This window comes from Streptomyces sp. 8L (assembly GCF_020176795.1).
GTDB lineage: Bacteria > Actinomycetota > Actinomycetes > Streptomycetales > Streptomycetaceae > Streptomyces.
Map to the genome: position 1 here is coordinate 1 of NZ_JAIUKE010000394.1, position 12,091 is coordinate 12,091.

The 12,091-nt window shown below is 71.2% G+C and carries 14 protein-coding genes and 1 pseudogene; 12 read left to right on the forward strand and 3 right to left on the reverse strand.

Annotated features, from left to right (window positions below; all coding sequences use genetic code 11):
• The first annotated feature begins 382 nt into the window (after window positions 1–382).
• A complete protein-coding gene (locus tag LCE31_RS28165; RefSeq protein WP_225019104.1) occupies window positions 383–574 on the forward strand; it encodes a hypothetical protein in 192 nt (63 codons plus the stop codon).
• 995 nt (window positions 575–1,569) lie between these two features.
• Here LCE31_RS28165 and dnaB read toward each other — a convergent pair.
• From dnaB to LCE31_RS28180, 3 genes are all read right to left on the reverse strand, one after another.
• A complete protein-coding gene (dnaB, locus tag LCE31_RS28170) occupies window positions 1,570–2,949 on the reverse strand; it encodes a replicative DNA helicase (RefSeq protein ID WP_263632398.1) in 1,380 nt (459 codons plus the stop codon).
• A gap of 17 nt (window positions 2,950–2,966) precedes the next feature.
• A complete protein-coding gene (locus LCE31_RS28175) occupies window positions 2,967–4,106 on the reverse strand; it encodes a hypothetical protein (protein WP_225019108.1) in 1,140 nt (379 codons plus the stop codon).
• 347 nt (window positions 4,107–4,453) lie between these two features.
• Window positions 4,454–5,170, reverse strand: coding sequence for a GntR family transcriptional regulator (locus tag LCE31_RS28180; protein ID WP_225019110.1), 717 nt, complete (start codon window positions 5,168–5,170; stop codon window positions 4,454–4,456).
• 238 nt (window positions 5,171–5,408) lie between these two features.
• On the opposite strand from LCE31_RS28180, the gene LCE31_RS28185 reads away from it, so the two are divergent.
• From LCE31_RS28185 to LCE31_RS28235, 11 genes and pseudogenes are all read left to right on the forward strand, one after another.
• Window positions 5,409–5,837 (forward strand): RNA polymerase sigma factor, encoded by a 429-nt coding sequence (locus tag LCE31_RS28185; protein ID WP_225019112.1) that lies wholly within the window; start codon window positions 5,409–5,411, stop codon window positions 5,835–5,837.
• A complete protein-coding gene (locus LCE31_RS28190; RefSeq protein ID WP_225019114.1) occupies window positions 5,834–5,992 on the forward strand; it encodes a hypothetical protein in 159 nt (52 codons plus the stop codon). The genes LCE31_RS28185 and LCE31_RS28190 overlap by 4 nt, the downstream gene beginning before the upstream one ends.
• Complete coding sequence (locus LCE31_RS28195; protein WP_225019116.1) at window positions 5,989–6,132, forward strand: hypothetical protein; 144 nt, start codon at window positions 5,989–5,991, stop codon at window positions 6,130–6,132. Before LCE31_RS28190 ends, LCE31_RS28195 begins: the two co-directional genes overlap by 4 nt.
• Window positions 6,132–6,383: a hypothetical protein gene (locus tag LCE31_RS28200; protein ID WP_225019118.1), complete on the forward strand. Its 252-nt coding sequence runs from the start codon at window positions 6,132–6,134 to the stop codon at window positions 6,381–6,383. The genes LCE31_RS28195 and LCE31_RS28200 overlap by 1 nt, the downstream gene beginning before the upstream one ends.
• 307 nt (window positions 6,384–6,690) lie before the next feature.
• Window positions 6,691–6,951 carry a hypothetical protein gene (locus tag LCE31_RS28205; protein ID WP_225019120.1) on the forward strand — a complete coding sequence of 87 codons (261 nt, stop codon included), beginning with the start codon at window positions 6,691–6,693 and terminating at the stop codon, window positions 6,949–6,951.
• On the forward strand, window positions 6,941–7,225 hold the full coding sequence (locus tag LCE31_RS28210; RefSeq protein ID WP_225019123.1) for a hypothetical protein: 285 nt from the start codon (window positions 6,941–6,943) through the stop codon (window positions 7,223–7,225). Before LCE31_RS28205 ends, LCE31_RS28210 begins: the two co-directional genes overlap by 11 nt.
• Window positions 7,222–7,962, forward strand: coding sequence for a hypothetical protein (locus LCE31_RS28215; RefSeq protein WP_225019125.1), 741 nt, complete (start codon window positions 7,222–7,224; stop codon window positions 7,960–7,962). Before LCE31_RS28210 ends, LCE31_RS28215 begins: the two co-directional genes overlap by 4 nt.
• 4 nt (window positions 7,963–7,966) lie before the next feature.
• On the forward strand, window positions 7,967–10,054 hold the full coding sequence (locus tag LCE31_RS28220; protein WP_225019127.1) for an FtsK/SpoIIIE domain-containing protein: 2,088 nt from the start codon (window positions 7,967–7,969) through the stop codon (window positions 10,052–10,054).
• A 185-nt stretch (window positions 10,055–10,239) separates the two neighbouring features.
• Window positions 10,240–10,755: a hypothetical protein gene (locus LCE31_RS28225; RefSeq protein ID WP_225019129.1), complete on the forward strand. Its 516-nt coding sequence runs from the start codon at window positions 10,240–10,242 to the stop codon at window positions 10,753–10,755.
• 6 nt (window positions 10,756–10,761) lie between these two features.
• Window positions 10,762–11,115, forward strand: coding sequence for a ParB N-terminal domain-containing protein (locus tag LCE31_RS28230; protein WP_225019131.1), 354 nt, complete (start codon window positions 10,762–10,764; stop codon window positions 11,113–11,115).
• A 5-nt stretch (window positions 11,116–11,120) separates the two neighbouring features.
• Window positions 11,121–12,091 (forward strand): annotated as a pseudogene (locus LCE31_RS28235) (hypothetical protein); the annotation flags it as partial.

Here is a 12,091-nt window from a genome sequence, read left to right on the forward strand (position 1 = left end):
TCCGGATGCGGTGCGGGTGCGGGTGCGGTGCGAGGTGACGGTCATGAACCGGTTCTCCCACGCGCGCGACACGCGCGCGTGTTTGGGCCCGGGACTTCACAGCCGCGCGGCCCGTGATGATGAAGATGATGAACCGCCGGAGTCGCTACGCCCGGTGATTACTTACTCCTTCCCGCCGAGGGGGAGTGGCCGATCAGCCGGACCATGGGGCCCGGTTACGGCGCTCCCCGGGCCGGAGGGAAGGAGTAAGTAATCACCGGGCGTGACCACGGGGCATGCGGGGCCCGAGGATTCATCACCGCGCGACACGCGTGGCCCGCCCCGCCGGATCGGGTCCGTACCGTCGTGCGCTGCGGGCCGTGAGCCGGGCGAGAACCAGGCCGTGACCGACCGCCGCCCGCTGGGCACCGGACCGACCCGCGCCGAGCTCCCGGACGAGAGCAGGCTGGGCGCGCCGCGCGCCCAGCCCGCCGCCGAGCGACTCACCTCCGGACCGGCCGCCACCGATCCGCCGGCCCCGCGGCCCGCCGGGCGCCGCACGCTCGGCAGCAGCCCCGGCGCCACCCGGCACTGACGCCGCTCTCGACGGCCCGTCCGGGGCCCTCCCTCGCGTGCACGCGTGTGCTCGTGCACATGTGCACGCTTCAACGCACGCGAGGCCCCGCCGGACCCGAGAACGGCCCTCAGACCGCCTCGCAGCACCGGGCCGGACTCCCGGGCCGCCGGACCCGCCAAACGCCTCCCGCACGGGCAGACACGAACGCACCCTCGGACAGACGGGTGCAGCCGAGCGGGCACGCCCCGGCGCGGCGGCGCGCAGGCAGCCGCGACCGGACGCGCCGCCGTTCACGGACAGGCCCGCAGCCGCCCGCGCATCCGGGCCAGGACGCCGCCGGCGGGCCCAACCCGGGGGGTGCGACGGCTGATCGGATCGATTGGCCTGCCCAGGTCAGCATCGGTTTCGCGATCGACTGCCGATCGGCCGCGATCGGCAGTCAGCGCCAATCAGGGCCGATCAGGAACCGATCGACCGCCGATGGCGGGACCGGGCCTCACAGGATCACAGGCAGCCGCGCCGACCTGGCAAAACGCCCTGTGAGCCTCTTATCTCACCGGCCCGGGGCCCGGGCGGAGCACCGGACGCCGGACCGCCCGCCAACTCGAAGTGCTGCACGGCCGCCTGACGGCCGAACGAACAGTGCCCCGCCCAAGGAGATCAAGGGCGGGGCGAAAACGCGGGAGACGGCCGCGCAGGCATGTCCATGGGGCGCTACCAAGGCCAGGGAGGCGGCGGGGTGTCGGGATCGTGACGCCGGGCGTCAGGGTGGTGCCGGGCGCAGCAGCGCGTCTCGTCATCGGCCAGGGCGAGGTAGTCATACAGCTCGCACGGTTCCTTGTGGGGACCGAACTCGCCGGGGCAGGGGCCGCAGTGGACCGGCATGGGCGGGCCCCTCTCTCGAAAAGCCACAGACGCCGCTGTGAGCGCCATTCTGACGGCTGGCCGGCCAGGGAGCCGTCAGCGACACGAACGGCGCTCACGCGGGCGTACAGCGGGTTTCTGGGGGTGTGTCAGGTCCGGCCCATGTCCACGAAGCGGGAGTAGTGGCCCTGGAAGGCGACGGAGATCGTGGCGGTGGGCCCGTTGCGGTGCTTGGCGACGATCAGGTCGGCCTCGCCCGAGCGCGGTGACTCCTTCTCGTAGGCGTCCTCGCGGTGCAGCAGGATCACCACGTCGGCGTCCTGCTCGATCGAGCCGGACTCGCGCAGGTCGGAGACCAGGGGTTTCTTCTCGGCGCGCTGTTCGGGCCCGCGGTTGAGCTGGGAGAGAGCGACCACCGGGACCTCCAGCTCCTTGGCCAGCAGTTTCAGGTTGCGGGACATGTCGGAGACCTCCTGCTGGCGGCTCTCGGGCCGGCGGGAGCTGCCGGACTGCATGAGCTGGAGGTAGTCGATGACCAGCAGGTCCAGGCCCCGGGACTGCTTGATGCGGCGGGCGCGGGAGCGGATCTCCATCAGCGACAGGTCCGCGGAGTCGTCCACGAGCAGCGGGGCGCCCTGGACCGCCGGGGTCCGGTCGGCCAGGCGCTGGAGGTCCTCGGGGGTGACCGTGGCCAGGCGGATGTGGTGCAGCGCGACGCTCGCCTCGGCGGAGAACAGGCGCTGGGTGATCTCGGCGCGGCCCATTTCCAGGCTGAACAAGCCCACGGTCCGGCCGTGGACGACCGCCGCGTGACGGGCGATGTCCAGGGCGAGGGTGGACTTGCCCATCGCGGGCCGGGCGCCGACCACGACGAGCTGCCCCGGCTGGAGGCCGCCGGTCAGGGCGTCCAGGTCCGTGAAGCCGGTCGGCACCCCGGTCAGCGCGGTGCCGCCGCCGTCGCGCATCCGGGCCTCCAGGCTGTCCCAGAAGTCGGGCACGTCCGAGCCGACGGGGGCATAGCCGGAACTCTGGTCGGGGCCCTTGAGCGCGTCCAGGAGTTCGGCCTCGGCCGCCGTGCGGATCTCGTCGAGGCCGCCCTCGCCCGTCGAGGCGAGGTGGCTGATGCGCCCGCCGGCCTTCACCAGGCGCCGCAGCACGGCCTGTTCGTGGACGATGTCGGCGTAGTACCCGGCGTTCGCGGTCGTGGGCACCGCCTGCACCAGCTGGTGCAGGTAGGGCGCCCCGCCCGCCCTGGCCAGCTCGCCGCGCTCGGCCAGCTCGCCCGCGACCGTGATCGGGTCCGCCGGTTCGCCCTTGACGTACAGGGCCAGGACCGCCGCGTGGATCATCTCGTGGACCGGCCGGTAGTAGTCCCGCGGCTGCATCGGGGTGTCCAGGACGTCCCCGACCGCGTCCTTGTCCAGCAGCATCGCCCCGAGTACCGACATCTCCGCGCGCAGGTCGTACGAGGGCACCGCGAACTCCGTGTCGCCCTGCTGGGAGGGCACGAACGCCTCCACGTCCTCCAGGCCGCCGCCCGCCGCGTTCACTGGGCACCGCCCTGGGCCATACCGGCACGCACCCGGGCCAGCAGCCCGAGCCCGTCCAGCGGCCCCGGCTCCGAGCGCCCCCGCTGCTGGCGGCTCATCTCCTCCAGGCGGCAGCGCGTGCAGTCGCCCTCCACGAACGCCGGATGCCGCGGGCACTGACCCGCCGCCGCACCACGCGGCCCGTCCCCGGCAGGCGCCGCCGGGAGCTCCCGCAGCAGCTTCTCGTAGACGGCCGGGGCATAGCGCACCCGCTGCGGATCACACGACCGCGCCAGATACGCCCGCAACGCGGGCCCACGCCACCCCGCCGCCACAGCCGCCAGCACCAACGGCACCAGCCGCCCCGCCGCCGCCTGCTCAACCCCGCCCGGCAAACCCACCAGCATCACCAGCACCTCACCCGCCAGCTCACCCTCGCCCACTCCACCCGCAACCACAGCAGCAGCCGGCGCAGCCGTTCCCTCCGGCGCAGCCGCTCTCTCTCGGTTTTCGCTCTCGTCACTCGCGCCACGCGCGTTCTCCGAGCCGTCACGGTTGGGACCAGTGGGACCAGAGAGAGAGGACTGGTTGTTCTTACTGAATTGGGGATCTTGAAGTTCCCCCGTTGACGACTCGTAGTTCCCCCGCTGACGACTTGTAGTTCCCCCGTGGGGCGGTTCGGGGTCTACTGGACGGGGGGTCTCTGAGTTCCCCCGCTCAGGAGTCGCCTTCGGGCGGGGCTTGCCCTTGTCCGCGCGGCGCTTCTTGGTCGGCGCCGGCTCGATACACGGCCGGTCCTCCGGCGTCAGCGGCTCACGGCCAAGCCGCTCCCGCTCCGTGTTGACGCGGTCGATGTTGCTGAACCACTCGTACGGAATCAGCAGGTCGTAGACCACAGGACGCCTGTCGGCGCGGTAGCGGCTGACTAGCGATTGGTCGCCCTTGGCGATCAGCTTGCGGCGGGCCATGTTCCGCCAGCAGCGCTTGACTGTCTCGTCGCTGACGTGCACACGATCGCTGATCGTTTCCTTCGACAGCCAGGACCCGCAGCCGTCGGAGTCGGCTTTGTCTGCCATCGCGGCGAGTACCGCGTACTCGTTCACGTCGGCCACCGGGGCATCACCGCTGAGAACCCAGACCATCGCCTCCAGGCTCATCGGTCCACCCCCGGCGTGACCAGGGCCGCAGCCTGCCCCTGTGGTGTTCTGTCGGTCGTGCGTCGTACGCTCAAGGGAGCGCACCTCCTGTTCCCCTTTTGAGCTGGAGCGCTTCCGCCCGGGTTCACGGCCCGGGCGGCGTCCAGGCCCCGCCGACGGCGGGGCCTGTTTGCGTTGTCATGCTGCCGTATCGCACCGCGCGACGGGGAAACGCGTCCTGGTTCAGTTGCCAAGACGCATTTTCGTTGACCGCGTTCGCCCAATCGTAGAGAGGCCGTGAAAACCACGACTTCTCTACGATTTCGAGTTTTTCTAGTGGTGTGCGAAACGTGAACGGTCTCAATTCCCTAATCAGAAATTGGGACGTGCGCGCCCGGGACATAAACGTCTTCCCAATATCCCAGGGCTTTTTCTTCATCGTGGAACGTAACCGTAGTCACCAATACGGCGACTGCCGAGTGGGGCGGAGCAGAGATTTCGAGCGCGTCCAGCTCATCTTGCGATGCCTGACGAGCGTGAGCGGTTCGCTGCCCCTTTGTGACAGCACGGCCGGTTCGCTCGGTGTAAAGGGCATCGAACTGAGTGACCATGCGCTCGTCTTCGCCCAGCTCGGGCACAGCGCCCACGGTTTGAGGCGGGTAGACGGACACGCCGACCGAGGTCGGGTGGTCATCCTGTCGGAACACGCGGATACGGATTACGGCCTCGTCGCCAGGCTCCAGGTCGAGCGCCTGGCAGATGCCAGGATCATGGACCGACCGGTACATGACGCGGTGGCCGGATGAGGTCTCGCCGGGGGCATACCGGCGCCCGTTTCGGGCCACCCGATTCAGGCGATCGGCGCCGGTGATGACGATCGGCGACTGGGCTACCACGGTCCCGAGGGAGCCTCGCGACGTGACCAGCCCTTCGCTCTTTATGACCCCGAGCGCCCGGCTCACAGTCTTTGCCGCGACGTCGAACTGATCGCGGATCTCAGCCACGGACGGCAGTGCGTCGCCCGGCGCGAGCTCCCCGCTCTTGATGCGGGTGCGGAAATGGGCCGCCACGTCGGCATACCCCATCCCCGCTGACCTATATGGCACGGCTTCTCCCTGTTCGTCAGATCGACGGTACTCCTCGAAGGTACATCAGAGACGCGCCAAGGTACAACGATTGACGAATGTCGGCCATCTGTGTACCTTCAAGGAGTCGCAAGGTACGGGAAGTACCTATCGGCAGGTCATTGCGTACCTTCATTGGCTTGCCGACGCGACGCGGTCCCGGCGCGCTCACCCGGGCCCCGCTGCCAGAACCCCCTGGATGAGAGAGGGAACCGACGTGTCGATCGTGGCAGAGAAGCCGGTGCTTCCGCAGGTGGCGGGCCGGGTTGATGGGGTGTTGGAGAGGCCGGCGGGTGCGGTCCGGGTCGGGGACGCGTCTGTGCGGGCGTTGCTCGCGGACTGGTTCGCGGCGTACGGGCCTTTGGTGGAGCGGGTCGTTGGCCGGCAGGTGCGGCGTGAGGACCTGGACCTGGTCGAGGACCTGGCGCAGGACGCGTGGCTGATGGCGTGGCAGCACCTGCTGTCGGGCCAGGCCGTCGTCTCGCCGCGGGGGTTCCTCGCGGTGGTGGCGCGCCGGAGGGTGTTCGCGCACTACCGCACGGCGCGGGTCCGCCGGGAGGAAGCAACGAATTTCCAGGACGAGGCGGCCGTGGCGCGGCTGGCCGCGCGGATCGGGGCGGCGGCATGAGTGCCGACGACGCGTGCCCCCTGTGCGGCTTCTGGACGTGCCGGTGCAACGACGGCTGCGTCCCGGCTGCGGCCGTGATCGCGGCCAACCCGACCGACTCCGACCCGGACATGGACGAGGCGCTGCGCCGGGTCCGCTCGGGCGGTGCGCGGTGAGCGCGGCGGACGACGAGGCCCGTCAGCAGGCGGAGCGGGACATGGAGGCGGCCCGCCGGCAGGCGGCGGCCGACCTGGCGGCGGCGCAGGAAGCGGCGGCGCGGCTGGCCCAGGTGCTCTCGCAGGGCGGGGGTGCGTGATGACGCGCGACGAGGTCATGGCGCAGATCGGGCCCCGGCAGGCCGGGGCGATCTACCAGAACACCGACGGGGCGTTCGAGGTCCTCGCGCTGGTCACGGACCCGGTCGAGGCCGGGCGGCTGCTGCGCAGGCAGGCGGCGCGTTTCGCGGTGATCGTGCGGGACGTCCTGCGCGCGGACGGCCAGCCCTTCGCGGTCGGGTCGGTGTGGTCGGACTCCGACCACCTGGTCCGCGCGGGGAGTGTGCGGTGAGCCGGGCGAAGCGGGTACGTCCGCGTCCGGTCCCGGCGCAGGCCGCTGCTCCGATTCTCGGGCAGATGGGCCTGTTCGGGTCCTCGGAGCCCTGGCAGCCGACCGGCTGCGGGTGCTTCCCCGAGGTGCTGCGCGGGTGCGGTCACTGCAAGCGGTGCGACTCCTGCCAGGACTGCCGCCGGTGCGCGGGTCGCGGATGCGAGTGCGCGTGCCGGGACTGACGGCCCTGCGTCATCACCAGCTGCTCGCACAGCTGGTGGTGGCGCAGGGACCGGACAGTCCGGCTCCTGTCTCGAAAGGTGTGTCCATGAGCGAGATCACAGATGAGCAGCTGGCCGTGGAGGCCGACTACTTCGAACGGTCCGCGGCCCGATCCGAGAGGGCCGCGGTCGCCGGCCAGCGCGACGCTGCCGACCCGTCCAAGACCGCCTACGCCCGGGCCTGCGCCGCCCGCGCGGCTGAGATCGCCCGCGAGAACGCAGCCGAGTACCGGCTCATCGCCGCCGACCTGCGCGTCGGTGAGATCCCCGACTGCCTCGACCTTTCCGACCTTGCTGATGGGAGCTGACGTGTACGGCCAGATGCGTATCGGGCTGGTGGACCGCGCGGTGGGTGCGGCCGGCCGTCTGGCCCGCGCGGCTCGCCTCGCGGCGCGTCTCGCGACCCGCACCGGCTTCGCGCCGACCGATCTGTACGCGGCGTGGATGACCGCGCGTTTCCAGGCGGCCGGGCAGCTCATCGACCAGATCGACCCCGACCAGGACCCCGACACCGCGTTCGCCGTGCACACGGCCCCGTGGACCGGCGGCATGACCCGCATCTACCAGGAGGACCAGCGATGAGCCAGAACGCCCCCTACAACTGGGCCGACGACGAGAACAGCGGCATGCGGGACCCGGGCCGGATCTACGTCGACCGGCACGGCAACCAGACCCACCCCGGGCCGGCCGGTGAACCGTCCTTCCCCGGCTCGCAGCAGGCGAGGGCGGCCGGCGGCGGCATGCCGAGGCAGTCCCGCAACGGTTCCCGGGTCGCGGACGCGGCCACGGCTGTGGGTGCGGCGGCCGGGGCGTTCGCCGGCGCGGCGTCCGGTTCGTTCGTGCCGCCGGTGAATGTGAACTTCAACCGCGGTGGCGGCAACGGCGGCGGTGGCAACGGCGGCAACGGCGGCGGTGGTGGAGCGGCGTCGGCGGGCGATGCGCGGCACCAGGGCGACCGGATGATCTGGGCGATCGAGCGGATCGAGTTCCGCTCGAACCGGGACATCGTCGCTCTGGCCAAGGCGATCAACCTGTTGGGCCGTGAGCTCCACCTGATCCTCGGCATGCGCGCGGAGGAGCTCCAGGGTGTGCTGTCGACCTACAAGTCGCCCTGGTACACGCTCGGCTCCAGCTCGAAGATCCGGGCGCGTCTGGTGGCCGCGCACCTGAAGGTCACGGCGGAGGCCGCGAAGGCGCTGGGGGTGGGCGCGCTGAAGATGGCCCACGCGTTTGACCGGCATTTCGTGAAGCCGGAGCAGGAGGCCAAGCGCCGCAAGACCGGCCAGCCCAAGAAGCCCGCGTTCCGGATCGAGGACTAAGGCCATGGCGAAGACGAACTCGAAGGTCAACACGGCGACGTCGGCGGCCCTGGTGCCGCTCGGCAAGGGCGACCTGGTGAGCCACCTCAAGGCGAAGGCGCTGCCGTACCTCTCGCCGTGGGTCGGCGCGTACGCGCTGCCGCCGGTCGCGGGGTTCGCGACGAACGAGATGTGGGGCCAGTCGGCTCTGTCGTCGGGGCTGGCGTCGGCCGGCCTCGGCATCGGGACGGCCGTCCTGTCCGCGGTGACCTGGCAGGTCTCCGGCGGCACCAACAAGTTCCGCAAGGCCCGCCGGGCGCAGGCGACCGCGTCGGTCGCGGCCGGGATGGGCTGGCTGACCTGCGCGACGGCGGCCGGGCCGTTCGGCCACCCGCTGCTGGACCTGTGGCTGATGGGATCCGGGCTGTTCGCCGCGTCGTGGAACGTGCGCCAGATCATGCGCAACGCCCACGACGAGACCGAACTGGTCGAGGAGAAGGGCGGCCTGTCGAAGCTCGCCACCGCGATCGGCCTGGAGAAGGTCGCGGTCGAGGACGCCAAGGGCAACGGCAAGGGCACGGTGAGCGCCTCGATCGAGGTCGACGGGACCAAGACGATCGAGGATGTCCAGTCCGCCGCCGGGCGCCTGGCCGCCGCGATGCACGTGCCCCCCTCCGGCGTCACGGTCAAGAAGGACCCCGACAACGCGGCGATGGGCGTGCTGTCCATGCGGGTGGCCGACCTGCTGCGCGACGGGGTGGAGTTCATCCCTCCGGTCCGTCTCGGGGGGCTGCCGACCGAGCCGGTCCCGGTCGGCCTGTACGCGGACGGCGAGACGTGGCTGATCAACCCGTTCGACGCGGACATCCTCCAGCACCTGCTGGTCATGGGCGTGACCGGCGCGGGCAAGTCCGAGTTCGCCCGCGGCCTGCTCGCCCACCTGATGACCCGCTCGAAGATGTCGGTCTTCCTGGTGGACCTGGGCAAGGGACGGCAGTCCATGGGCCACATCTCAGAGGGCCTGGACATGTTCGTCACGGAGAAGAAGGAAGCGAAGCGCCTGTTCAAGGCGCTGCCCGCCGCGATCAAGGCGCGCGCCGACGTCCTCGCGGACGAGGACCTGGACCAGTGGACACCCGCGTCGTCGCTGAACGCGGTCGCGATGTGGATCGAGGAGGCCGCCGATGTCGTCGACGCCGGCGAACTCGAAGAGATCGCCCGCAAGGCCCGCTCCGTGGGCATCTGGCTGATCGTCAGCCTCCAGCGGGCGACGTGGACGAACCTGTCCACGGACATCCGGGCGAACCTCCAGTCCACCGCGTGCTTCGGGGTGAACGAGGCGGGCGACGCGGCCTTCGCCCTGCCCGACAGCGTCACCGAGGCCGGAGCGATCCCTGCATGGGGTTCCGACCGCCCCGGCTACGCCTTCGCCACCGGCATGAACATCCCCCAGGAGCGCTGGACCACCGAGGTCCGCTCCGCACTGACCGACCGCGGCTACCTCGCGGCCCTGGTCAGGGCAGCCGCCGCCTACCGCGACCCGCTCGATGAGGTCACCGCGAACGCGCTGGGCCTGACCTACGCCAACCGCGCCCACAAGGGCACGAACCGCACCAACACGACCGTCCAGGCGCCCGCCCCCGTCCTGGCGCAGGCGCCGGCGCCGGTCGCGATCGAGACGGTGCACGGCGACGACTACGAGAGCCCGGAGGACGAGCAGGCCATGGAAGACGAGGTCAACGAGGCGTACGCCGACGCGTACGACGAGGTCATGAGCCTGATCCCCGGCGACCCGGAGCCCGACGCGGCATACGCGGGCATCCAGTTGGACGACGAGGTCCCCGAACAGGACGACGACGTCATGGCATTCGGGGCACAGGAGCGCCCCGGCACCGAAGAGGCCCGCCACATCCTCTACACCGAGATCGACGGATGGGCCCGCGCGGACCGGCTGGAGTTCTCGCCCGCGGATCTGGCCCCGGCGGCCGTGGCGGCCGGCCGCAAGCGCCCCTGGCTCCAGGGCGAGCTGAAGAGGCTGACCGAGGCCGGATTCCTCCAGCGCGACGGACACGGCTCCTACACGATCCTGCACTCCCCCCTCCAGCCCGCATAGCCATCACAGAAAGTGACGGCATGACAGTCATGGCCGGGCCTGACCTTCACCAGTCAGGCCCGGCGGGGGCCTATAGGAGAGTCATGGAACATCGCACGTGAAAGCCCCTGACACCGCCTCTGTCTGTCAGAAAAAGCGACCCGATCGCCCCGCCTGACAATCACTCACTGTGAAGGAGTTCGGCTATGGAGCATCACCCCGAGCAGTCCCCGGCAGACCCCACCGGGCCCCTGCCGACCGGCGACACGCAGGCCCGCGCCCGCGCCCTGATCGCGGCTGTGGAGGACGCCTACCAGCCCGCCGTGTCGCTGTCCTACCGCGACGACACCCCCTTGCCCACGACTGGCGACGCGTTGCCCGTCATCCAGCCCGGACGCCCCCCGATGAGTCAGCGCGCCACCGACGCCAGCGCCCTGATCCTCGCCGCCGGCGCCGCGTCTCTGCCCGCAGGCGGTTCCGTCGCCCTCATGCTGTGGGCCCTCGGCCACACCGACCCGGCCGTCCTCGGCATGGCCGGAGGCATCCCGGTGGCCGCACTGCTGGCCCTCGCCCGGCTCCTGGGCCGCGTCAAAGCCGTCGCCCAGGCCGCGCCGCCCACCCACCACCACCACTACACCGCGCCGGTCCACCAGGAGTCCCACCACCACGCCACTACCACGCGCGGCGTTTTCGCTCGCACCACCACGAAGAACGGCAGGTGACCGACGATGGGCCGTTACAGGGGCTGGATGCCGACCGCACTGCTCAACGACGACGCGATTCGCCCCACCGAGTACACCCACTGGGCCGCCGCCCGCCGCCGCTTCGAGCGCCGCGAGAAGGACGCTGCGATCCTCGCGAACCTGCTGGAGACGATCCCCCACCAGGGCCTGGCCGTGCCGATCACCCTCGGCGTCTCCGACCGCGACGGCGCCGTGTATGTCGCGGACGGCCACCACCGCGCCGTCGCGCTGCTCCTGCTGCGCGCCCCGCGCTTCCCCTTCCACTGGTACTGGATCAAGAGCGCGGGGGTCCACATCGAGAAACGGCCCTTCCCCTACCACCTCATCCCCGGAGAGTGAACGAAATGCCCAGGAACAGGACAGCCGCAGCCGGGGCACCGGCCACGCCGCTGGCGCGGTTGCGCGTCGAGACGGAGCAGGCGGATCGGGTGATCCGGTGGGTGACGTGGGGATGCACGGTCGGGATGATCGTGTGGTCGATGCTCAACGCCACCCCCTACGTTGCCGCGCACGTGACGAAGGGCTGGGAGGCCACGGCCTTCGTCTTGCCGGTGGTGGTCGACGCGGCGTTCGTCGGCGCCCTGTACGCGGACGAGATCGCCTCCCGCAACGGGATCACCGGCGGGTTCTGGGCCGTCCTGCTGCGCTTGGCCACGGGCGCGGCCAGCGTGTTTTTGAATATCGGCGCGGCCGCGCAGAACGGTGACTGGACCGGAGTCGGGCAGCACCTGATCGCGCCCGGCATCCTGGTCCTGCTCGCCGAGTGCGGGCCCGTCTACCGCCGGCGCCTCGTCACCCGTGTCCGCGAGGAAGAGCGCAGGGAGGACCAGCGCCTGGAGCGCGAGCGCATCCAGGAGCAGCAGGACCAGGACCGCGAGCGCAAGCGGCTCAAGGACGAGGAAGACCACCAGCGCGAACAGCAGCGTCAAGACGAGGACCGCAGCCGCGCCCAGGCACGCGAGGACGCCGACCGTCTGCGCGCCCAGCGGGCCGAGGACGAGCGCCTCAGGCAGGAGCGGGAAGACTCGCGGGAGATCCGGCGGGAAGAGAACGCGCTCAAGCTCAAGAGGCTCGAACTCGACGCGGCCCGGGTCGCCGCCGAGGCCGGCACCGCGCGCACCGCAGCGTCCGCACCGGTACGGATGCCTGTCGCGCCTGTCGCGCCCGTCCCACACGGGGGGTTCCCGGCCCCGCAGCCCCGGACTGAAGCCCCCAGCGGCCGTCCTGTCGCGACACGGGCCGGCCTGGCCGCGACAGCACCCCACGCGCCCGCAGGCCTCCCCGTCACCCCGCAGGCGCCCCTCCAGGCCCGCAA